Annotated in this window: 17 protein-coding genes and 1 riboswitch; of the genes, 12 read left to right on the top strand and 5 right to left on the bottom strand. The window is 44.3% G+C overall.

Annotation, left to right across the window (positions count from 1 at the left end):
• Nucleotides 1-538: 538 nt before the first annotated feature.
• Nucleotides 539-1285 (bottom strand): hypothetical protein, encoded by a 747-nt coding sequence (locus tag QGP82_RS11560; protein ID WP_163659312.1) that lies wholly within the window; start codon nucleotides 1283-1285, stop codon nucleotides 539-541.
• A 440-nt stretch (nucleotides 1286-1725) separates the two neighbouring features.
• On the opposite strand from QGP82_RS11560, the gene QGP82_RS11555 reads away from it, so the two are divergent.
• Complete coding sequence (locus QGP82_RS11555; RefSeq protein ID WP_499059186.1) at nucleotides 1726-2079, top strand: response regulator transcription factor; 354 nt, start codon at nucleotides 1726-1728, stop codon at nucleotides 2077-2079.
• A gap of 67 nt (nucleotides 2080-2146) precedes the next feature.
• Here the strand turns inward: QGP82_RS11555 and QGP82_RS11550 are convergent, their stop codons facing one another.
• Nucleotides 2147-3388, bottom strand: a complete 1242-nt coding sequence (locus tag QGP82_RS11550) for a response regulator (RefSeq protein ID WP_163659310.1) — start codon at nucleotides 3386-3388, stop codon at nucleotides 2147-2149.
• A 1120-nt stretch (nucleotides 3389-4508) separates the two neighbouring features.
• On the opposite strand from QGP82_RS11550, the gene QGP82_RS11545 reads away from it, so the two are divergent.
• From QGP82_RS11545 to QGP82_RS11510, 8 genes are all read left to right on the top strand, one after another.
• Nucleotides 4509-6395 carry a methyl-accepting chemotaxis protein gene (locus QGP82_RS11545; RefSeq protein WP_499059183.1) on the top strand — a complete coding sequence of 629 codons (1887 nt, stop codon included), beginning with the start codon at nucleotides 4509-4511 and terminating at the stop codon, nucleotides 6393-6395.
• A gap of 91 nt (nucleotides 6396-6486) precedes the next feature.
• Nucleotides 6487-9558 (top strand): hybrid sensor histidine kinase/response regulator, encoded by a 3072-nt coding sequence (locus QGP82_RS11540; protein ID WP_499059180.1) that lies wholly within the window; start codon nucleotides 6487-6489, stop codon nucleotides 9556-9558.
• Nucleotides 9559-9581: 23 nt separating this feature from the next.
• The gene (gene cheB / locus QGP82_RS11535; protein ID WP_163659307.1) at nucleotides 9582-10655 is read left to right on the top strand and encodes a chemotaxis-specific protein-glutamate methyltransferase CheB; all 1074 of its coding nucleotides are present in this window, start codon (nucleotides 9582-9584) and stop codon (nucleotides 10653-10655) included.
• Nucleotides 10656-10692: 37 nt separating this feature from the next.
• Nucleotides 10693-11796, top strand: a complete 1104-nt coding sequence (locus tag QGP82_RS11530) for a CheR family methyltransferase (RefSeq protein ID WP_499059178.1) — start codon at nucleotides 10693-10695, stop codon at nucleotides 11794-11796.
• Nucleotides 11797-11805: 9 nt separating this feature from the next.
• Nucleotides 11806-12894 (top strand): chemotaxis protein CheW, encoded by a 1089-nt coding sequence (locus QGP82_RS11525; protein ID WP_163659305.1) that lies wholly within the window; start codon nucleotides 11806-11808, stop codon nucleotides 12892-12894.
• Between the two features lie 550 nt (nucleotides 12895-13444).
• Entirely contained in the window at nucleotides 13445-14818 is a 1374-nt protein-coding gene (locus tag QGP82_RS11520; protein ID WP_499059176.1) for a hypothetical protein, read from the top strand.
• Nucleotides 14819-15118: 300 nt separating this feature from the next.
• On the top strand, nucleotides 15119-15613 hold the full coding sequence (locus QGP82_RS11515) for a DUF5946 family protein (RefSeq protein WP_499059174.1): 495 nt from the start codon (nucleotides 15119-15121) through the stop codon (nucleotides 15611-15613).
• 56 nt (nucleotides 15614-15669) lie between these two features.
• Nucleotides 15670-16653 (top strand): glycerophosphodiester phosphodiesterase family protein, encoded by a 984-nt coding sequence (locus tag QGP82_RS11510; RefSeq protein WP_499059172.1) that lies wholly within the window; start codon nucleotides 15670-15672, stop codon nucleotides 16651-16653.
• Nucleotides 16654-16665: 12 nt separating this feature from the next.
• Here QGP82_RS11510 and QGP82_RS11505 read toward each other — a convergent pair whose 3' ends face one another.
• A complete protein-coding gene (locus tag QGP82_RS11505) occupies nucleotides 16666-17376 on the bottom strand; it encodes a glutathione S-transferase family protein (RefSeq protein WP_163659301.1) in 711 nt (236 codons plus the stop codon).
• An 89-nt stretch (nucleotides 17377-17465) separates the two neighbouring features.
• On the opposite strand from QGP82_RS11505, the gene QGP82_RS11500 reads away from it, so the two are divergent.
• Nucleotides 17466-17828: a winged helix-turn-helix transcriptional regulator gene (locus QGP82_RS11500; RefSeq protein ID WP_250565850.1), complete on the top strand. Its 363-nt coding sequence runs from the start codon at nucleotides 17466-17468 to the stop codon at nucleotides 17826-17828.
• Nucleotides 17829-17859: 31 nt separating this feature from the next.
• Here the strand turns inward: QGP82_RS11500 and QGP82_RS11495 are convergent, their stop codons facing one another.
• Nucleotides 17860-18849: a Rieske 2Fe-2S domain-containing protein gene (locus QGP82_RS11495; protein ID WP_499059170.1), complete on the bottom strand. Its 990-nt coding sequence runs from the start codon at nucleotides 18847-18849 to the stop codon at nucleotides 17860-17862.
• Between the two features lie 52 nt (nucleotides 18850-18901).
• Between QGP82_RS11495 and QGP82_RS11490 the strand changes: the two genes are divergently transcribed.
• Nucleotides 18902-19681 (top strand): TetR family transcriptional regulator, encoded by a 780-nt coding sequence (locus QGP82_RS11490; protein ID WP_499059168.1) that lies wholly within the window; start codon nucleotides 18902-18904, stop codon nucleotides 19679-19681.
• Nucleotides 19682-19702: 21 nt separating this feature from the next.
• Here the strand turns inward: QGP82_RS11490 and QGP82_RS11485 are convergent, their stop codons facing one another.
• Complete coding sequence (locus tag QGP82_RS11485) at nucleotides 19703-20686, bottom strand: phosphotransferase enzyme family protein (RefSeq protein WP_499059166.1); 984 nt, start codon at nucleotides 20684-20686, stop codon at nucleotides 19703-19705.
• A 169-nt stretch (nucleotides 20687-20855) separates the two neighbouring features.
• A riboswitch (cobalamin riboswitch) is annotated at nucleotides 20856-21011 on the top strand.
• Nucleotides 21012-21394: 383 nt separating this feature from the next.
• Between QGP82_RS11485 and QGP82_RS11480 the strand changes: the two genes are divergently transcribed.
• The gene (locus QGP82_RS11480) at nucleotides 21395-23434 is read left to right on the top strand and encodes a TonB-dependent receptor plug domain-containing protein (protein WP_499059164.1); all 2040 of its coding nucleotides are present in this window, start codon (nucleotides 21395-21397) and stop codon (nucleotides 23432-23434) included.
• The last annotated feature ends 4 nt before the right edge of the window (nucleotides 23435-23438 follow it).

The following is a 23438-nucleotide window of genomic DNA, read 5'->3' as shown; positions in this document are numbered from 1 at the left end:
CAGGGGAGAAGATAGGCTGATGAGCTGCTCCCCATGGCGGGCGACTGTTGTTACGTTTGAACGAAGGATCTCATTGTCAGGGCAGTTATACCTTGCACCCAAGCCTCATCAGCAGTACCCGTCGGATAGGAATAAAACTTGGCATGATAAACAGGAAGCCTGACTTTAAAAGCAGGCAACGCGATGAGCATAACTAGCTCCGTATAACAGTTCAGTAGAACCGTGTCCCCCAAGCAGTAGTAAACGCTAGCCCGACAGACAAAGTAATGCTTCCAGGTAAAGATGGGTTTATGGAAACGTTATCGTCGGAGGAAACAATCCGGATAGAACGGTGAAGTTTACAGAAACTTTTTTAATCAATCATTTCTTTTTGGTTTAAATATGATGTTGCGAAGCTTGAATGTGGTACCCAGAAATAATTCAGATTAATATTGAATATTCTCGCAATGGTACCCCCAGGGAGAGAACACCATGGGTACCATTGAGTACATACGGGGGCATTCCTGTTTGCGATCACCACCATCAGACACGCTAAAGACTACTCAACCTCAGCCCCATTGATGTCATCTGTAGTTAGCTCTCGATTAATGGCAGAATCACGTTGTCTATCCTGCGCTTCCTGCTGAACCGTAGCTTGGAGCAGTAAAATTTCGGCATCTATGCGCTCACGTCTGGCAGTCCAGACTCGATTTAGAGATGCAACACCAGCCTCATGGGCAATGATTTCGTCATTGTCAATTTCCTTAGCAATTTGAAACTGGCGTTTCCGAAATGCAACTTCCTGAGAGGTTACCGTTGGTTCAGAAAGAGGTAATGCCATATCCTTTGCTTCCAGCAACTGCTTAGCGTGCAGCACCATGATTTCGCAATCAAGTCGAAATTTTTCAATCGACAGTACATCCCGTTTAGCAGTTAGGGCTGCCTGGCGATCTAACTCTGCTTGCTCCTCTATATATTTAGCAAAATCAGTCTGATACTGCCGTAATTGAATTTCCTCTTCAGTAATGATTGAAGGAATGATCGGGACTGAGCAGGTTGATGGCACCGCATAGACACCAGGCAAAGCACGGGCAATCAGCCTAACGTCGGATGACGACTGAGATGATTCAGAAGAAGATTCCAAACTAGATTGCCCATCTCCTCCGTTAGAAGAGTGTAGTGGGAACGAAGCAGGCATTCGCGCTCCCATGGCTGACACACTAGCCAAGCCAATGCACAAAATAGCCACAATCAGTGATTGCAATACATTAGGGGCAAATCGCCATGTTCTCTGACTATTCTTCATCTCAAGTCTTGGGCACCAAACAAAACAATATTGACTATTGACATCTTTCAATGTGTGCCGAGCATTTTCTGGGAAGCTCCGGCCCTACTGACGCAAAATTCCCCAAGGAAACGTATCGTCACTAACAATATAAAAATTTTGCCCACACTAGCATTCCCAACAGACTGTCAAGTCAAATTTTAGCGCTCGGCGTCTTGATTACTCTATGGGTATTGGCGTACAACCCCATGCTCTTAAACATTTTTTGATCAAAAACACAAGGGCTATTTAAATAATTCACATTCAGCATAAAGTTTGAACCATCATTTCCTGTGGTTCCATCTTTCTAGGCTTTTTATCCCATAAATACCGCCCAAGTACTGAATACATCTAAGTTTGTTGCCCGAGCCTTTCACCGTCTGCTGTAATGAAGTAGTAATTTACTACAGCCTTAATACACAGTGGCAACTATCCTGATTGTCGAAGATGAGCCTCAAATTACAGCCTTTCTAACGAAAGGGTTTCGCCGGGCTGGGTATGAAATATATACGGCCCAAAGCGGTGTTCAAGCTCTATCGCTAGCCACTTCAAACAATTTTGACCTCATTTTGTTAGATTTAGGGTTACCTGACCTGGATGGTCTGTCGATTCTTAGTGCAACTCGCTCTCAAGGGGTGCAGACACCGATCATTGTCATAACAGCACGAGACAGTGATAATGATCGACAACAATCCCTATCATTGGGAGCCAGTGATTACATCACCAAACCGTTTAGATTTAGCGAGCTTTTACGCTACGTTCGTGCTTACATCTAAGAAATAGCCGCCGATAGGTTCAACTGTTAGGGCACCTCATTTAAATAATCACCCCATTACCCCATCCCTAATTCGATAATGGTTGGAGATATTTACGAATCATACTGAGCAGTTCGTTAGGCTCTGGTGGTTTCACCAAGAATTCTGTTGCACCGGCCATACTGGCCCGCGCCCGATCAACGGGTCTACTGCGCCCAGTCAGAATAATAATCGGTGTGTTTTTAAAGGTGGGTGTGTCTCTTAAGAATCGACATATATTATAGCCATCAGCGTTGGGTAGCATGACATCCAACAGTATTAATCTAGGTACATGCTCAATCAGCTGAGAAAAACCCTGCATGGGTTCTTGAATAATCAACGTGCGATAGCCAGCCGTAGCCAATATTTTCTTGAGACTGTGAGCCAGCACAGGACTGTCATCAATGCAGGCAATTAGAGGTTGGTCATCTGTGGCTTGGGGAGCCGGTGCAGACTCAATAAATGATGAGACAGGTTTTTCCAGTTTTGCTGAAATGGTCGACGCCGAAAATGTTCTTGATTTACGGGATACAGATGACGTTGTTGAACGAGTTGAAGTCTTTGAGGACTGCGATATGGAGAGTTTAGCTTTGGATAGTGGTAAGTCAGGTATAGTCCTTAATTCTAATGCCTGATTCTTAATCAGGGGCAGTAGATGCTGGGTGACCTCGACAATGGACTTATCAAGCTTTACGGCAATATCCCACAGTGTGTTTCGACCAGTGAAATATTGTTGGGGCAATTGCAATATTTGTGGTTCTACAAACGTTTTCAGGACAGGAGATAGGCTAGGGTTAAGCCCCATTAATCCTGTTGCCTGCCATTGCTGTCGCAGGTTTTGAACTGTACGATGCGTCATCTTGGTTTCCCAAGTGGATAGCGCCAGACTTCGAGATACTTGGGACAGTGACAATTTGCTTGGCTGCCAGTGATGTTGGAGAAACTTACACAGGCTTAACTCAAATAAGCATTCTTGGATAATTGCACGAATCATTAGTTTGGCGCGAATCAAACTTAAATGTTTTTGACTCACTCCAAAATCTAGCCACTGCATCTGCCAGGGCTCATCCGTTGAGGGGTGTATTTCTGTATTAGCCCAACTCACGTTAGGACAATACTTTTCAAAGTTTCTGTTCCAGCGTCGAACAACATGTGTATTATCCACAGCGTAGAGCAATTGTCCTTGGATGACGGTGAGCTTCCAGCTCAACTGTTGATTGCTGAAAATCAAGTATCCATCCAGGTTTGTGTTGGGAAGCTTTAACAGCTGAGTCAGCTCTGTAATTTCCATCGGTAACAGTATTTAAGGGTGCGATGATTGCCAAGAAGCTCCTGATTTTAAGCGCTTCTCGATTGAGATGAATACACGCTGGGATAGTGGTTAAGGGGAATGCATTGGCAGTCCTTTAACCAAAAAGTATCAATAATATAAATAAGACTATGAATAGTGTTTAACCAACAAACCATCCACGTAAGAGAGGATTATAGCCAACTCAAATAAAGTATCTCGCACTAAAAACAAAAGCTTAATGCGAATTAACAATTAACCAATGATGGCTTTGATGATAAATTCTAGAGATCAATCGGACTAATATCACTCCACTGATAATTAGTAATATTTTCAAAGCTAATCGTTTTTGGCTAGGTAAAGCACCTGTCTTGCTTGAACTTTAATCCTATCAGCAACTTTTTTAAAGATGTAGTAAATCAGCCCAAATCACGAATATAATTTTCAGTTTCGCAGTGAGTTATAGAGAATTTCTAATGGTTTTCAATGGAAATAACTATTAGACTTTTGTCTATACAAATTGCTAGATCCTTTGAATAAAGGTGATTTGCCATCCTTGGTGGAGATAGGTACTAGACTTTTGTCTAGAAAGGTAGCTGCAACCAATTGAAATAGAGGGCTTCTGGTGTTCTTTATTATGAACATATATCTTTCATTATCCCTCTCTGAGCTGCTAAAACTATAGCTTAATTTTGGCTTTTTTAGAGGATTAATAGTCAAATATAGTTCTTATTCTTGGATAAATAAAACAGTTAGATCAGATACAAAAAGCTTTCGTTTTTAGGTGCTCCCATAAATGAGAAAATTTTTATTTTTGGGTTGCTTTTAGAGATTTTTTAGATGAGAAATCTTTCATGTTTTAATTGTTCTGATGGTGCCTGAGTTTTATTTTTTATTTTTTATTTTTTTTTTGATATCTATCCTGATTCTGACTCATTAGGAAGTCATGTTTTGGTGTGTCTAATTAAAGTTGATAGATTCACTTAATGGGATAGGCAACAATATTGGCTGAAGTCTCAAATATGCATTGAATCAGCGAAATTGCAGCGTCTCCTCATTCTTTGCACCTCATTCTCAGTTTTCGTCTAATTTTTAGTTTCTTAATCTCAGAAGAGCACTCACCATGTTTGCAAACATCTTTGGCAGCTTCCAAAAACTTAAAATCCAGCAGCAGCTTCTACTTCTGATTATCTTGAGCGCAGCAATTCCAGCCTCAGTCGTTGGACTATTGGGTACAACCTCTGCCAGTAATACCCTAGGCAACAATGCGACCGAGTTACTACAGGAAGAGGCGCAGGAAACTACTGATGAAATTAGTACTTTTTTGACAGGGCTCAATGAGGATGTTCTGTTTCTGAGTAAGCTGCCTCCAGTTCAGGGGATGATCCGTGCCCGTGCCAACGGTGGTACCGATCCTCAAGATAATTCTTCCTATGATGAATGGGCTGGTCGTCTACAGGATGTCTTTCAGAGCATCATGGAGGAGAAGCCTCAATATATGCAGCTGCGGTATATTGATGAGTCTGGCGAAGAGCTGGTGCGGGTAGATTCTGATGGTACTTCAGTGACTCCCATTCCGAGGTCTCAGTTGCAGAATAAAGGGGACCGGGGTTATTTTACTGAGACGGTCTCGTTATCACCCGGTAGCGTTTATACATCACCCGTGAATCTCAACCAGGAACAGGGAGAGATTGAAGTCCCCTTTAAACCGGTTATTCGCTATGCTACGCCTGTGGTAGATGCATCCGGTCAGCAGCGGGGCATTATCATTTCCAATGTATTTGCCAATAAGTTTTTAGAGTTTCTGAGTGATTCAGAGGAACTGCAGGACGAGGAGCTACAGCTAGTTAACCAAGAGGGTTATTTTCTCGCTCACCCAGACTCTGACAAGTTGTGGGGCTTTGACTTGGGTAAAGAGGAAACCCTGGCAACTGATTATTCCCCAGAGCTGGCGGAACAAATCCTGTCCAGTGAATCGGGCATTATTAACCTGGATCAACACATTATTGCTTATAAACGGTTTGTGCCTAATCCAGATCGAGCCTATGCACTGACTGCGATCGCAAAAGTACCCCGTAGCGAAGTATTTGCCTCGGTTAACTCATTCAAACTTTTTGCAGGTTTAACCGTTGTGTTATCTCTGGGGCTGGTGATTCCGTTTGCGATTTGGCGTGGACGGCAGTTAGTATTGGTGCTCGAAAAAGTATCTTCTAACATTGCTACGTCTACCCAAGAAATGGCCTCCACTGTGGCCCAGCAAGAACGGATTGCTAACCAGCAGGCTGTTTCGGTGAATGAAACGACCACCACGATGGACGAGCTAGAAGCGTCTTCTCGTCACGCGGCTGAACAGGCAAGTGCCGCCGTTGAAGCCGCAAAACTGGCTTTTTCGGCCTCGGAAGAAGGGGCGAATTCATTGAATGCCAGCTTGGAGGGTATGTTTAGTCTGGAGCAGAAGGTAGATGAGATCGCAGAGCAAATTGTTAATCTCAGTAGCCAGGCGGATCAAATTAGTAATATCTCCCAACTGGTGATTGACTTTGCCAACCAAACCAATATGCTTGCGCTTAACTCATCGGTTGAAGCCGTCCGAGCAGGAGAACATGGTAAGGGATTTGCTGTCGTTGCCAACGAAATTCGTAAGCTGGCAGACCAAAGCCAGCAATCAGCTGACAAAATCAACAACCTGGTGTCTGACATTCAAAAAGCAATTAATGAAACCGTCATGGTGACAGAGGAAGGTACCAAAACTGTGAAAACAGGTGTGGAAATCGCCAAGCGCACAGAATCAGCCTTCAATCAAATCCAGGACTCTGTCAATCAGGTGGTGATCAATAACCAGCAAGTGTCACTGAACCTCAAACAGCAGGTAGATGCCATCAAACAGGTTGTCCACGCGATGGAACTGATTAACCGGGGTGCTCAGGAAACGGCTGGTGGTTTGAACCAAACCAAAGTAGGTACAGATCAGCTAAATGAGGCCGCTCTAGACCTGGAAAAGATCATCTAGGCCCTGACTGCATCATGGCTCCCTGGCTGAGCCAGGGAGTTTGCCGAACCAGGCGAATTCACCGTAATCTCTAACCCGATGACTCAAACGCATGATGATCCAAGATGCAGAACTGCGCAGCCTCTATCAAGAAACCAGCACACAGCGACTCAACACCCTGGAAGTTAGTCTGCTACAGTTAACAGAAGATCCCCATAATTCAATTATTCTCGAAGATTCGCGGCGAGAATTTCACAGTCTTAAGGGCGACTCCAAAGTCATTGGTCTAGATGCTGTTGCGATCCTGGCTCAGGAACTAGAGGAGTTAATCAAAGCCCTGCAACAACAGGCTGAGTTTACCCCGGATATCAGCGATTGCTTTTATCAGGGTATTTATGCCATTGGTCAACTGGTGCACGAGGCGGTTACGGGTGACTCCATTGATATAGATTATAATCAGACCCTGGATTTTCTCAAGGCGGTTGTAGCCTCAACCACTATTACACCAGCCCCTGGCTTAGACCCCACGGTCAAAACTCTTTACATCGACGATGATGAGCTGCGAGAGATCTATCGGATAACCAGTCATGATCGTCTGCAAGCCTTAAAAGCTAGCCTTCAACAGCTAGGGCACAGTCCGGATGATGCCACCACCCTGGAGCTAATGCGACGGGAAACCCATAGTCTCAAAGGTGACTCTAGGGCGACTGAACTGGACGAGATTGCCGATCTTGTCGAAGTTATTGAAGAGATTGTCAACAATATTCAGCGTCAAACCATCTCCTTTACCGCTCACATTGGCAGTTGTTTGGAAGATGCGTTAGATGCCATCAGTCAGCTGATCCACGAAGCCACGACCGGTGAACCCAGCCAGGTAGTGTTATCTCAAGTGTTTGAACGGTTAGATGAGGTGACAGAAGGGTTCGAGGTGCCAGCCACACCACTCCCTGCACCTGATGCGATCGTCAGCGCCAATTTGATCGCTGACCCTGAACTGCGACAGATTTATCAAACGACTACGGCAGAACGACTGCAAGTACTAGAGTCCAATCTTCTAAATTTAGAGCAGACTCCTGACGATCAGGAGTCTTTATCGGTATTGTTACGGGAGGCCCATAGTCTGAAAGGGGATGCCAGAAGTGCAGGCCTTGAATCGATAGAAGCCCTTACCCATCGGGTGGAGGACATTTTGGGTGGTATTCAAAATCAGGCTCTGTCGCTGGATGCGGTGGTCAGCGATCACTTGTATGCAGGTCTAGATGCGATCGCTGATTTGGCCCATGAAGCCGTCACTGGTATACCCACCAACGTCGACACTGAACAGCTCCTGGAAACCCTTACCAGACTCCTACCGCCAACCGCCATTCCCACAGGCGTTGACATTCCTACCGATGTTGCAACGTTAGCCGACGTCGACACCAACGCGCTGCCAACGCTGGAACTCACCCCAGCCAACCCAGCTGGCAATAAAGACACCCCCCAAACCGAAACCATTCGGGTTCAACTGCGCGATCTTGATAGCTTAACGACCCAAGCAGAAGAGTTAGCCGTCACCCGTATTCAAATCGCCCAAACCTCGACCCAAACTGATCAGCTAATGACGCTTTGGGAAGAATGGCAAGCCAACAAAAATAAACCGCAGGCTGTCCCAGGCCAGTCCTATGAAGATCGCTTAGAAACCCTGATCTTAAACTTGAGATCTACCCTGCAAAGCAACAGCACTAAGCTTGAGCTGGTCTCCGAAGAGTTAAGAAATCAGGTTCGTAAACTACAGCTGCTGCCCTTATCCACCCTCTTTCAACCCCTACAGCGTGTCGTTCGTGATCTAGCCAAACAACAGTCTAAAACCATCAATCTCACCATTGAAGGGGCAGAATCCACCGGTGACAAGCGGCTATTAGAAGGCATCAAAGACTCCCTTATGCATCTTGTGCGCAATGCCATCGACCACGGGATTGAACCCTCAGCCGAACGCGAAACCCTGGGTAAACCCGCTGTGGCTACCCTACGGCTCAAAGCTTATCAAACGGCTATGAGTCTAATCATTGAAATCACAGACGATGGTAGAGGCCTAGATTTAGAAAAAATCAAACAAACCGCTGTTCGACGGAAACTCTATAGCTCAGATGAACTGGACACCATGTCCACCAGCCAAATTCAACGGCTAATTCTGGCACCTGGTTTTTCAACCCGTAGCTTTATTACTGAAATCTCTGGTAGAGGTGTCGGGTTAGATATTGTCCGCAACCAGGTCGAAAAACTCAAAGGAAATATTCAGATCGAATCTACCCTCGGGCAAGGCACCACGTTTCGCCTACAACTTAGCACAGCTCTAAGTACAGCCAATGTGGTGCTAGTGGAAACCCAGGGCATGATGTTTGCTGCACCCATTGAGTTTCTAAAAACAACCCTACTGATCTCTCCTCAGCAAATTATGACCAGCGATGGAGAATACACAATTATGTTAGGCGACCAGGCTATTCCAGTGGCCAATTTAACCGATGTTTTAGAGCTATCTAACTCTCCCATCTACGATTGGGTTGCTCAACCAGGCTTAAGTTCTGATGATACCCGACCTTGTATGATCCTCAATGCTGGTAATGATCACGTCGGTTTCTTTATCGATCGATTGATTAGTCAACAGGAGGTGGTGAGCCAACCTCTGGGTAAGCTACTCAAGCGGGTGCGCAATGTTTCTGGGACGACCGTCTTGGGTTCAGGAGAAATCTGTATGATTCTCAATGCGCCAGACCTACTTAAGTCGGTACAGCAACAGTCGCGATCTGAAACACTCACTATAACTAAATCAAACACCCAGAGAAAACCTGTCATTCTCTTAGTGGAGGATTCACCGCCTGTTCGAATTCAGGAAAAACGATTGTTTGAGGGTGCTGGTTATGTCGTCGTTACAGCTAACAATGGTCTCGAAGGTTACAACACTCTCCAGAGTGGCACATTTGATGCCGTTGTCTCTGATGTAGAAATGCCCTACCTTGATGGGTTTTCCCTGGCCACCAAAATTCGTCAGCACCAAAAATTTGAAAATTTACCCATTATTCTAGTAACCACGTTAGACTCGGCTGCTGATCGCCAGCGCGGTGCAGATGCAGGGGCAAGTGCCTATATTCTTAAAGGTCGATTTAATCAGGAGGCCCTTTTAGAAACCTTAGCAAAACTTATTTAGTACCTATTTATTCTTAGCACCTGATGTCTATTCGTGTTCTAGTTGTTGAAGACTCTCCCGTTGCCCTGGCAATTCTCAAAAAAATTCTCAGTTCCTCACCTGATATTGAAATTGTGGGGACAGCACGAACTGGACTGGAAGGATTACACCTTATTCCTGACACACGTCCCGATGTGATTTGCACCGATTTTTTCATGCCCCATATGAATGGTCTTGAATTCACATCCCAGGTCATGCTGCGCTACCCACTACCTATACTTGTGGTCAGTGCTTCAGTGCAAGAAGAAGAAGATACTCATCGTATTTTTCAACTGCTAGAGGCTGGAGCAGTGGACATTTTACCTAAACCAAAAGCTGGATTAGACAGCGACAATATACGACTTAAGCAAGCTCTGATTGATAAAATAAAGATACTATCTGGTGTCAAAGTTTTTAAGAAAAAACAACAAAAATCTAAGCCTCATCAGGCATTGCTCCGTCATAATCAAATCGCCTCATCCATAAAACTAAGTAGCAGACCCAAAATTTTAGCAGTGGGCTCTTCCACCGGTGGTCCCCTGGCATTACAGCAGATATTAACATCGCTACCTGCAGATTTCCCCCTACCGATAGTCTGTGTGCAGCATATCAGCCTTGGATTTTTACAGGGACTGATAGACTGGCTGGATGAATCCTGTCACCTCTCAATCCAGATCGCCCCAGCCGGAGAACGCCCTAAACCTGGCAACATTTATTTTCCACCCGAGCGTCAACACCTAGAGATTGATCATCAAGGCCGATTTATTCACTCAAAATCACCTCTGGTCAATGGACATTGTCCTTCTGTGACTACCTTATTTAAATCAATTGCCCAATTTTATGGACGTAGAGCCATTGGAATTTTATTAACAGGAATGGGATGTGATGGTGCAGATGGAATGAAAGCTATCACCGATGCAGGGGGGCTAACTATTGCCCAAGATGAAGCAACGTCCATTGTGTTTGGGATGCCTAAAGAAGCCATTGACCTGGGGGCAGCCCAACAGGTTTTACCCATCCAGGCTATTGGGCCGACCGTTTTAAGAGTTGTTCAACAGTTTTCGCTCGAACTCCAATAATTAGTCCTTATCTTAAAATTCAGAGTAAAAACCCACTGTGTCATCCATAGAGCCCTTAAGTCCAGAGCTGACTCAAGCTTTTATCCAGCTGATTGTCAAGCGCACTGGCATCATTATTAGAGAAAACGATCAGGCAGTCTTCAAAGAAACGATTACCCGCAGGGCTAAGATCATAGGTTCAGATTCCATAACAGCCTATTATCGATTACTGGCCACCGAGACATACAAAAGTCAGCAGGAGTGGGGCAGTTTAACCACAGCAATCACGAATACCGAGAGTTTCTTTTTTCGAGATAAAGGGCAGTTTAATTTATTAAGAAATCATATTTTTCCAGATTTACTTAAACGTAAGGCTCAGACAAAAACAATTCGTATTTGCAGTGCCGGTTGTTCAACGGGTGAGGAGCCCTATTCAATCGCCATGCTGCTTTACGATTTAATCCCAAATATCAAGGACTGGGATCTGACAATTTTGGGGGTAGACATTAACTCGGTAGCACTGGAGAAAGCCAGCAAAGGACTCTATCGTCCCTGGTCTTTTCGGGGAATTGATCCAGAGATTCAGAAACGTTTTTTTAGACAAGCAAACAATCAGTATCATATTAACGATGACATCAAAACTATGGTCAGCTTTCAAATTGGCAACCTACTCGATAACTCATCTTTAAATCCATTCTGTTATTTCAGAGATATGGATTTAATATTGTGTCGCAATGTCTTTATTTACTTTAGTGACGCAGCTGTCAAAACGGCGTTAGATAAATTCCATAATGCGCTTGCTCCCTTGGGTTATCTCCTGGTGGGACACACTGAGCTTCACAGTCAAAATCCTGATAAGTTTTGGGTCAAAATGTTTGAAGAATCTATTACTTACCAGCGGCCAGCAGATACGGTTATCAAACCCATAGCCAGCGAATCATTAGCTCTGCCCCAGCAACAGCTCCCACAGGCAACGGTCATAACTGAGGATAGACTTCAGGTTCTAGATGATTCCCTGGAAGATGTTAGCCTGCAAATGCAAAAAACAGCCCTCAATCTTCTTCGACAACTTCCTGGAGACACTAGAATCGCCAAATTTGGGAATCTCACAGCTGCTGAAATTATTCAGCAGTACGAACAAGCTTCAAAGGAAATCGATTAGAGAACAATTATGGAAACATCCTATTGCCTTTTTGAAATCAATCAGTGTCAAGCCGCAGTGGACACAGCTTACGTTGAGGAAGTATTTGCTTTACCGGAGCTTGTACTCATTCCGAATGCACCCCTGGGTGTCATTGGAGTCCTTGATCGACGCGGGGACACCTTACCTATTGTTGACCTCCAAGTTAATAGTGAGTCCCAACCGCGACATTATCATCTGAGCGACAGCATTATTGTTCTCCAACAGGCAGATTTAAACATAGGCATCATTGTGAACTCAGTCCAAGGAATTAAAGAATTATCTGCATCAGATATCAAAGCTGATATGGATAAACAACAAGAGGAATCCAATCTTAACCTAAAAAGATTTTTCTCAGGCATGGTCACAGATGAAAGCGATATTTTGATCTTAAACTCTCCCCAAGCCTGGTTCAAAACTGGGGAAATCCAGCAGGTCATCTCTGTTACTCGCTCTTTAGCCGATGATTTTTATCGCGCTCAACCTGAGAAAGCACTTTCTGAAACACAGTTATTAGATGATACTTCTATAACAACATTTGCACCTGCGGTCACTCCTGAGGATCGAGCAATCTTTCATCAGCGGGCTAAAAACCTGAGGCAGTCACTTGATGAGAAAAGCGCAATTACGGAGTCTAGAGCCTTAATCGTCGTCTCTTTAGGTGATAATCTTTTTGGTATTGACTCCAATCTGGTGCGAGAATTTATCACTATCAGCCAGGCAACTCCTGTTCCTTGCTGTCCAAAACACATTATTGGGGCTATCAATTTACGAGGCAAAGTTTTAGTTGTGATCGATATTACTCAGTCCTTAGGGTTGCCCCTAAAGGCGTTACAAAGATTGCCTAAAGCTATTGTTGTAGAGTATCAGGACAGTCTTATAGCTATTGTTGTAGAAGAGATTCGTGATGCACTATTTTCTGCAACTTTAAGCGATATTCAAGAAGTCACTGATAATGCTCAAATTATGGGCAGTGACTATGCTCAAGGACAAGTGCCTTATGGGGATCAGATTATACAAATACTGGATTTACCCAAGCTTTTAGACGTTAGCGAACTTATAGTCAGCGAATCCTTCTAAAAATGCTCTAAATACTTTCTTAAAGGCTATTTTTGCAGGGAATTAGTATCAATTACATTTATAATAATAGGTATTTAGTATTATAAATGTGGATTCTTTTTCATTATTTAAACACAATAAAAATCACAAACTTCATTATCAGTATTACACCGTAACTATACCGCAAATTGTATAGATATACAGACATATAGACAGGTATGTATACGTACAAAAAAGCATTTGTTTTTATCGAAAAAAGAAAAATAACAACGTATTTCCAGGGGTTTTGCTAACAACAGGATAAATAAGCTTCAAAATTACAAAAAAATAATATTGTTAATGATTCCATGTTTTTTGCGTAGTCTAAAGTATGTTTTTTTACTAAAAAAACTTTAAAATACGGAATATTACTGAAAAAAATCGTCTTTTTTTGACAAGCTTAAGGCGGAATTATCTAAGTAATTTCAACAGGGGGTCCCTTTGTAATAAATTTCATGTGGTCTTAGATCAAGAAAATTCTATAAATATTAAGTAATATCGCTTATGTACACGTACAAATCTCAGCTCTACCATGACTCTTTTGCCCCAAGATCAAGAGCAAATTCTGTCTGATAAATCGTCTCATTCCAAAGAGATTTTGCCCCGTAAGAAAAATTTTCTTTTATGGTTTTTAGTCCCCGCAATTATTTCAGGTTCAGGATTCTTGTTGTTTATTAGTCGTTATAGCAATAAGAATATTGAGCAGATGGCGCTCCAAACGCCAGCCGAAGATTCCACCTTTGTCGGCTCAACTATTGGTTTTCAGGTTGGCGATAATTATCAAACAGATGTCACATTTGACATTGTTGGTCCTGATGGAGAAACAACCCTTAATCTACGTAATATCGATCTCAGCCGGCTTATTCCCCAAGTGCCAGAGTTTGCTAAGAATAACCCTGCATTGAGACGATGGTTTTTGACCGAACGTGAGTTTAATCGCCAGCGGGTGATATTTGCTGCTGGCTCTGAACACATTGATATTCCGGGTGGATTAGGTGGTTACAGCGCTGATCAATTGTCAATTGGCCTCACCAATAATTGTTTGGGCGCAAGTTACTGGGAACTGGCAATCTACGCTGAAACACCGTCGGGTCAGGAAACTATTTATCAGGGATATTTCGATTTCCCTCGGGGTGCTTATGCCGATATCGTTTCGGATCTTAACCCTGTTAGCTATTGGTCACAGGCACGCAATCTGGAGGCTTGGCCAAAATTTGGTTTCCTTAAAGGCATGCAGCTTGATTTAGGTGCTTTTCGAGATGTGGTCAAAGAGTCGGAGGTCACGGCTACCGATTTAGCTGATGCAGAGATTATGGCCCTTGGAGAACAAGATAAAAAGTCAAACCTGATTGTTGGCGACATCGTTGGAACTACTTGGGCAGATCTCCGCAGTTCGGATCTACAGTTTCATAGCTTTGTGCCCCCTGGTACCTATGATGAAAACCGGCTGTGGGGGTCTGACTATAGCCAAATTGAAACTCTCGATAAAGTAATCGGGCGGGAAATTGACTCCCCCTTAGCCACTGAACCTCTCAAGGAGGTGGAGATTGTATTCAATGGCAGTGAAGGTACGCGCAAGCTGATCTTAACTGGATTGGATATGGACGCAATTCCTCAGCTAGCTCCTGAAGACTATAGTGATGGCATTTATAGACCTTTAGGCTTTGGGACACCCTTTACGCAAGACTATGAAGATTTAAAGCGGATCAATCCAACGGAACATCCATTTATGGCTATGGTGCTTGATGGTGATGATCGGGTCGTTGATTATCGCATCGATATTGGTCTCAATGGTGTTGTACTACACCGAGACCAGGAGAATCCCAATCTTTTGCATGTGTATCCGATGTCCTATGAGAGAATCACGCTGGTGGGACACTACACGGTAGATATGGGAGAGGTTTAAGTAGGTTGGGTCTTCTTGGTTAAGTAGATAAGTGTTAAGGGATCTGTGAATAAATAAAATCCCCGGTGGTGTCAGGTGATAGGTGTTCGGTGTTAGGGACTAGGTCATTTAGCCTCATCCAAGTGACTGGAAGGTAGACCTAAAAACTAGAACCTTAGACCTTTTACGACAATCTTTTATGGGGGACTTTATTTTTGAGCATATCCCTTATTTCTCTTGCAACCGAGTTGAGCAATTACAACATCTTTAAAGCTATGGCTATACTGATGGGTGTCCCGATCAATTATGGGAATCGTGGCTATGGCATTGATCAAGTGTTTCTCCTGTGGGGCTGAAACAGACGATATTGATGGGGCTGCCCACAGCTATCTGTTATCCACACCGGGGTGCTGGGCAACGTATGGCGAAGTGCTTGCCCGCGAGTATTCTGATTTTGCCTATTGGGCCGTTCATGATCTGACGGTAGACACCTATTCGATTCAACATCCAGGTCAACCAAGTCGTCAGACCATCAGCTCGTTAAATGTTCATTTATCGAGTCTATATGCCTATTTTAAGTTAGATGTTTCGGCTGGCGAGCTTTCTAACATAAAGGTAAAGGTGGTTCAACACAAAGATCAGTTTGTCTGGTTAGAGCCGCCCGATTGTTTAGGTCATTTAACAATTAATGACATTCTGCGAGCGGAGAATGCCACCCAGCATTATGAGCTGGTAAACCAGTGGGCAGAGGACGTCTTTAATCAATGGCAGGACTTTCATCCTGTTGTTCAGGCATTACTGGAAACAAGCATGTAATGACAATTGGGTGTTGTTCATTTATGGTCAGGAAACGGCGTAATTTTTGGAAGCTAATGGCTATCATGCTCATGGCAGCCATCGGTTTTCTCTATTTTAGTAATGCTTCTTTTTGGGTGAAACCCATTGGTCTTTCTCCGATATTGGTGGCCCATCGTGGGTTGAGTCAAGGCTATGATCGCCAGGGGTTAACCAATGATACGTGCACGGCTGAGCGGATGTTACCCGTGCCCCATGACTATCTTGAAAATACGCTGCCGTCGATGAAAGCGGCGTTTGACTATGGCGCTGACATCGTTGAGTTGGATGTTCACCCAACGACTGATGGGCATTTTGCTGTATTTCACGATTGGACCATTGACTGTCGTACTAATGGTGCTGGTGTTACCCGTGAGCAAACTCTAGATAGTCTACAGGCTCTTGACATTGGTTATGGGTATACCGTCGATGGCGGAAAAACCTATCCATTTCGTGGACGAGGTGTTGGTATGATGCCGTCACTGGAAGAGGTGTTCAATGCTTTTCCTGATCGTAATTTTGTTATTAACGTGAAAAGCCAGGATCCAAAGGAGGGTGAGCTTTTAGCTGAGCGATTAGCGATGCTACCTCCTGAACGTCAGGCACAATTTATGGTGTATGGTGCAGACCAGCCGACTAGCATTATTCGTGAACAATTTCCCACGATTCGGACGCTGTGGCCACGTCGACTAAAACAATGTTTGATTCGCTATGTAGCTTTGGGTTGGACTGGGTGGGTACCGGATAGGTGCGATCGCAACATGCTTCTGGTCCCTGCCAACGTTGCCCCCTGGTTATGGGGCTGGCCCAACCGATTTCTGCAACGCATGCACAATGTGGGCACCAAGGTTTTCCTGGTGGGCGACTATAACGGCGAAGGCTTCTCCCAAGGTTTTGATGATCCGGAGCGACTTCAAGATTTACCAGCAACCTATGCGGGGGGTATTTGGACCGATCGGATTGACTTAATTGGTCCAGCCGTTCATGCAATCAATTCTTCTGATAATTTCATCGAAGGTTAAATTTGCCATACTTCATTGATTAACATCACTTTTGAAACGATCAGCATTAGCAGCTTCCGATGTTGCCACATCTCCCTTGCCAAAGAAGGCAGGAAACGGCTTGGGAATCTCAAGGGCGCGCTGAGTGGCGGGTCGAGCATCGATGCGTTCAAACCAGGCTTTTAGACTGTTTAACCCATCTACTGAGACCTTGGCCCAATAGTAGGATCTTGCCCACGGGTACATAGCGATATCAGCGATGCTAAAGTCATCACCAACAAGATAATCTTTATTGTCAAGCTGGTTGTTTAACACTTCAAGCAGTCTGCGTGACTCTGCCCCATAGCGGTTGATGGCAAACTCATCTCGATGTCCTTGAGGTTCGGCGATTCTCTGGAAATACATGGCTTGTCCCATCATGGGACCAATTCCGCTCATTTGAAACATGAGCCATTGGAGGGTTTGCGATCGCAAATTTCTATCCTCAGGCAAAAACTTCCCATATTTTTCCGCTAAGTACCAGAGAATGGCCCCCGATTCAAAGACAACAAAATCATCATTACTTCGGTCCACAATCGTAGGAATACGTCCGTTCGGATTCAGCCGCATATACCAATCAGACTTCTGTTCTTTTTGACTAAAGTCAATCGGCGTTAGTTCATAGCCAACCTCTGCTTCTTCTAAAAAAATCAGTGGCTTCCAACCGTTCATCGTTGAAGCCGTATACAGATGAATATCGTGCATGGGAGTTCCTTTAAGGAATAAAAACCAGACACGCATACCGTACAAATCTAAGATACGATAGTCAACCAGTATACTTTTAGTAACCAGTCATGGGCTTGGCCATAGAAATTGAAACCGATAGTCATGGTCGTAAACGGGCAGTTGAGCCTTGCCTGGAGCCTTGCTCCATTGAACGAGGAATGAGAGTTTTAGGGGGAAAGTGGAAAGGCTCAATTCTCTGGCATCTCAAAGATGGCCCCGTGCGATTTAATGATCTCGCTCGTCAGATTGGCGGTGCTAGCAAGAAAATGGTGAACCAGCGTCTTAAAGAGATGGAAGACGCAGGACTCGTGAAACGCCAGGTAATCAGCACAAGACCCATTGCCGTGGCTTACGAAATCACAACGTTTGGTTGTACTGCCCTAGGCTTTCTAGAAGAGTTAAAAAAATGGTCAGAAGATAACAATCTCTAAGCAAAATTTCAATATAGCTTGTTACCTTCCATTACTTTGAAAGATTAGGTTCGACAACAGTTGGAAAACTTTCAAAGTTACGACGTACCCAGTCCATACCCACTTCATTGTTGAGCTTGATTTTTCTAGGTGTATCAGAGTAAATTTTGCCCAGAATATCTGCATCTTGTTCGACAACCACTTTGCTAAAGCTAAGAAAGCTGTCACCTAGCAGATTAAATAGAGGGTGTTTTGCCTGACCAAACAACAAAATATATGTGCGAGTTCGGTTTTCCGCTTCAGGTATAAAGAGATGACATTGAGCAATTTTACCCAATGGAGTTTCTCCATGAAAAATAACCAAAGATGGAAAATGGTTCTCCAGATGAGCTTTTAGCCTATTAGGCAATAGAAAGAGATCTGGCTTTCTCACTTTCTCTAATAGAGAATAAGGTTCAGTGGGCATTTCATAAAACGCATGGGAGTGATGCCCCTGATCAACAAACTGATGAAATTCTACCTCAGTAATCCGAAATAAATCTCGGTGAGTACCGTTTTGATGGTTATAGTCATGCATGTTGAGCAGCATCGTCAGTAAATCAGTTTCAACCCTGATATCAGCGGTATGACCCACAAAGTTATATGTTTTGGCCACATCATCCAACACTGTGGGAATCCCAATTTTTGGCTGATGATCCCCATAGGACCAGATAAAATCGCCCTGAATAAAGAGTTTTAACGGCTTTAATTGAGGCAGCGTTTTCTTACCTGACCCAGGCAATACCGTACAGCCCTTGCCATCAAAGGCAAGGGCATGAAATGGACAGGTTACCTTACTGGTGCCGCTGTTGGTTTCACACCATCCTTCTGACAGCATGGCTCCCATGTGAGGGCAAGCATTGGGCAGTGCATGAATGTCTCCAATGGCATCCTTCCACATCACGTAGTCACTGCCATACAGCGACATTTTGCGCGGCTGATCCACTGCCAGCATAGACCTGTGCGCCAATAACCAGGGCGCACCAAAAAGCATAGACTTCATGGGGGTCTCCGTTAGTTATAAAATTGTGAGGAATCCGTCGTGTTTTAAAAATATGACAGACCAGTCGCATTTGTCAAAAAATCTTCGTCGCCAGCCCAAGCAAGAGCGGGGCAAAGAACGGGTGGAAAAAATTTTAGATGCGGCGGCGGCAGTTTTTGATGAGGTTGGTTATAACGCTGCCACCACCCATCAAATTGCAGCGAAAGCTGGGACAGCCATTGGGTCTGTGTATCAGTTTTTTGCAGATAAAGCGGCTATTTTTAACGCGATGGAGCTGCGCCATGTGGAACGCGTCAAGCAGTTTTGGGCCCATATTAATACGCCAGAAATTGTGCAGCTACCCCTGCGGCCAATGATTCATGCCCTTATATCTTCAGCAGTAGAGCTGTTTGAGCAGCCTGTATCTAGAGTGGTGTTTGTCCAGTTTTACACCGCTCGCGATATGTTCCAGTCGATTGACGACAGCATGACCCAAGAAGCCATTGACTTCCTGGCCAACATTCTACAACAGCGCAATTCATCATTAGGGCAAGCCCAATGTGACCTTCTGGCCGAAGTGTGTGTGCACAGTTCTAATGCCTTGATTCTGAAGGCTCTACACACCTCTGACCAAGAGCATCGTCAGCGCTTGACACAGCAGATTGAGGACCTACTAGTGTCATATTTAGAACCGCATGTTGGGAATGATCGTGCCACCAATGTAATGAAAGTAATGATATGCCCGCACTGTCAGTCAAAACGACTATCAAAAAATGGTCGTCGTCGAGGAAAGCAGTGCTATCTCTGTAAGGATTGTGGTAAACAGTTTGTCCAGTCGCTTGCGAGCGATTAGCCTGTCCACCCTTAGGTCTAATTAGCTACCTGAGCTGATCTTTTCAGATATCTGTTTGAGAAAATTTAGATGAAAATTAATATAGTCATCATTGAGCCAGTCCTGGGCCAGGGAATGACCGGTATTAAGCCCAAAGAACCAAATATCTCGTATGGCAATAAACGGTTCGACAAGACTTAAATCCAAATCAGAAATCTCTCTCTTTGACCTATATCCCTCTAGAAAACTTGACCATAGGGCATCTTCTTTGCCAAGCAGCCTAATCACCCACCTAAATGTGGCCAGATCATAAATGCGCCAACCCAGGCCACAGCAGTCAAAATCAAAGTGTGTGACCTTGCCACCATGCTCATGGGCATTCTCTCCATGAACGTCACCATGGCAAAACCCATAGTCCAACTTACCTACCTCTGTAGCATTAACAATTGTAAAAAGACTGTTGGCTAACTCACTTAAGAACTCCCAGTCTGAGGGCCTTTCTGCTAAATAAGGTTGGATCTTGACCAAAGGCTCATCTATAAGATGTTTGAGGTCTAATGTATAGCGGCTAGCATTGGACTCAAACCCTGAAGAACAACTGTGTATTTCTGCCACTGCCTGACCAAGGAGAGTTGCATCTTTTGGATCGTTAAACTCTAAGATATTTCCTTGGGCAAACTGAGTGATAATAACGTGTCGTTCTCCTTCTGGAGCCATAATCGGGGTAATAAACCCTCCTTGCTTTCTCTCAATAGGAATAGCAACAGCTGCCCCCTGCTTATGTAAGTGCATCAGTGCCGCTAGTTCAAACTCTATGTCTGAGCGTGTCCTCCAATTGTGTCGATACACCCGCAATATAAAATCATCTTTTTCGGAAGATAATTTATAGGTGTCATTGAGCCCCCTATGCCAAAACTCGCAGGAGACAGGATTCGGCATTTTATATTGCGGTGCTACTTTACTCAAAAGCTCAGATGCACTCAAGGTCGAATACGTCGCTTTAATAGTCAAGCTGGGCTGAGGCATAGTAAACAGATTAATGATCGCCGTTGCAAATTTATAGAATGGTGGGGAGCGACCTGGATAGGCATTGGTTATCCAGGTCGCTCACAAGGTGGCTCAGGCAAAAGTCTTTTGAGGAGGCCAACAGTATCTAGGTATTTAATCTGAACATCTCACTTTAGATCAGTGTGATATGATTTTACTCTGGATCGGTTCTAGTGGGGAACAGCCACTGGAGTTAATGGGGAAAGCGTAGTGAAAATCTACCACTGTCCCGCAGCTGTGAAAGAGGTTCTAAACCTTGTTTATGCCTCTCAGTCAGAACGCCCGCCGATGCTGTGACCTAAGATATCTGCGAGGTACGGATGTGAATCAAATCTTTTTTGCCCGGTCCAGGCTCCAACGGCGAGTTTGTTGTCGATATGTCTATAGCCCTTGAAACAGAATTGACTAGAGTCTATGTATACGGTCTTTAGCTTCAGTGGCATAGCTAAATAGTCATCTGAAGCATGGCTCTAGCCTTAACTTTTGTCTGCAAGTTGCTTTGGCCTCCACACCTTAAATCCCTCTCCTTCTCCTCAAGGAGAGAATTTTTGGCTTGAAAGAATTTGTTTTTCTCAAAAAATCTCCTCTCTTACTGCCTTCCTTCTTCAGGAGAAGGGTTTGGGGGATAAAGGTGATCCTTTGGTTGTTCGTTTCTCCACACAATACACACTTAAAACCAAAAGACCAATGTCTACTATGTCCAAGTTCCCTGCTTCTCTAACGCTTTTATCTTTTCTATTGGCATCACCTGCCTGGGCTGGAGAAACAACCAAACTAGAAAATTCTGAATTAGCTCAGACTCCTGAGGTAGATGACGTTATTCGGATTAATGTTGTTGAAAGTATCCTTGATCAGCCCGTTTACTCTCCTTTTCGTCGTGAAGGTACTGTTCGTGAGTCAACACAGCCTGTTTATGTGATTAATCGCGAACAAATTGAAACGCAGGGAGCCCGCACTGTTGATGAAGCCCTACTCTATCTGCCCGGAATATTGAGCGAAGGTACAGCCGGTGGTCAGTTGGGCTCTCAGAGTGGTCAGTTTATTCGGGGAGGTGGAACAGCTCAAACCCTGATTTTGCTAGATGGTCGTCCGATAAACGAGATCGGTGCAGCAGGTGGATTTGATCTCTCGACCTTTACAACCGATGCGGTCGAACAAATTGAGGTGCTGCCAGGGGGGGGCTCAGTACTGTATGGATCCAATGCCATTGGTGGTGTCATCAATATCATTACCCGCAGGCCGCTGGAAGAAGCAGGGATAGAGGCAACCACTAGCTTAGATCTTGGCAGCTTTGGCTATAACAGTCAGGCACTACAGGTGCGGGGAAACACTGGCAATGTTGATTGGAGACTCGGTTATAACCGTACCGATTCAGAAAATGATTTTCCTTTTAGCCTAAGCACAACAGACTTTGAGGGTGATCGCAGCAATGCGGAGGTGCTTTATAACAATCTTAATTTTCAGTTGGCAGCTGATATTAATGAACGCAATCGGGTAAGTCTGGGGGCATTGTATCTCACCAAAGATTTAAATGTTCCTGGTGGTGTGCCGACTCCTAGCGGCTTTGGTGCGTTCAATACACTGACTGAAGATGATAGTCAGTATACAGAAAATTTATTACTGGATTTAACCTATGAATCCAAGCTGGGGCAAGGGGATAACTCATTGCTAACAGCACGATTATTTGGTGATTTCCTTGACCTTACCTTCGAGGATCCCATTGCCGATAGCAGTTTTGATACGCCTTCAGAAGATAGGATCGATCAAATTTCCCTAGGTGGGCAATTGCAGCATACCTGGCAGTTTGCTGATAATCAGAACATTACCTACGGTGTCGACTACCGTAATGTTCAAGCAGAAAACGAAACAACTAATTTGTTGACAGATTTAACCACTGAGGCCTATGACAAAAGCATTAATCAAACCGGTATTTTTGCTCGATACCAGGCTGATATCACCTCTCGCGTCAGTGTTAATGCCGGTATTCGGCAAGATTTTAATGATCTGGCTGATGAAGACTCTTTTACTTCATTTAACTTAGGTACACGGGTGGCTTTAACCGATACCACGAATTTTCGGGCTAACTTTGCTCGCAATTTTCGTGTGCCTACCTTATCGGATCTTTTTCTGACCACATTCAACACCAACAACCCAAACCTTGAACCTGAAACTGGCATTAGCTTTGACGTAGGTATTGATCAACAAATCGGCGACCGGGGCTTATTTAGGGTTACCTTCTATCGCAATGAAATTAAGGATGCCATTAACTTTGACAGTGATACCATGAGGTTCGAAAACATTGATCGAGTGGAGGCCATCGGGATTGAGACGGAGCTAAACTACCAAGTGCTTGACGGTGTGTTTGCCTTTGCAAATTACACGTGGAATCGTCCAGAAATTAGGGAAAGTGATAACCCCGATGATCGAGGTAATTCTTTGCCGTTTACCAATGCCGACAGCTTTAATTTAGGTCTGGCTTATGAACCTGGCGATGGGGTATACGCGGCTCTATTCTTACGCTCCATCAGTGATACTTTTGTTGATCGGGGTAATTCAGAAACCCTTGATGGGCGAACAACCTTGGACTTTAAGCTACGGTTGCCTCTAAGCGACAGCTGGGCATTGAATGCCAGCTTAGACAACATTTTTGATGAGCAGTTTGAAGAGTTTCCTGGGTTCCCTGGCATAGGTCGGAGTGTTCAGGTGGGTTTGAAAGGAACTTTCTAATCAA

Source organism: Leptothoe sp. LEGE 181152 (assembly GCF_032906605.1).
Classification (GTDB): domain Bacteria; phylum Cyanobacteriota; class Cyanobacteriia; order Phormidesmidales; family Phormidesmidaceae; genus Leptothoe; species Leptothoe turfae.
The sequence above is the reverse complement of the archived record's forward strand: the minus strand, read 5'-3'. Positions and strand labels throughout refer to the sequence as shown.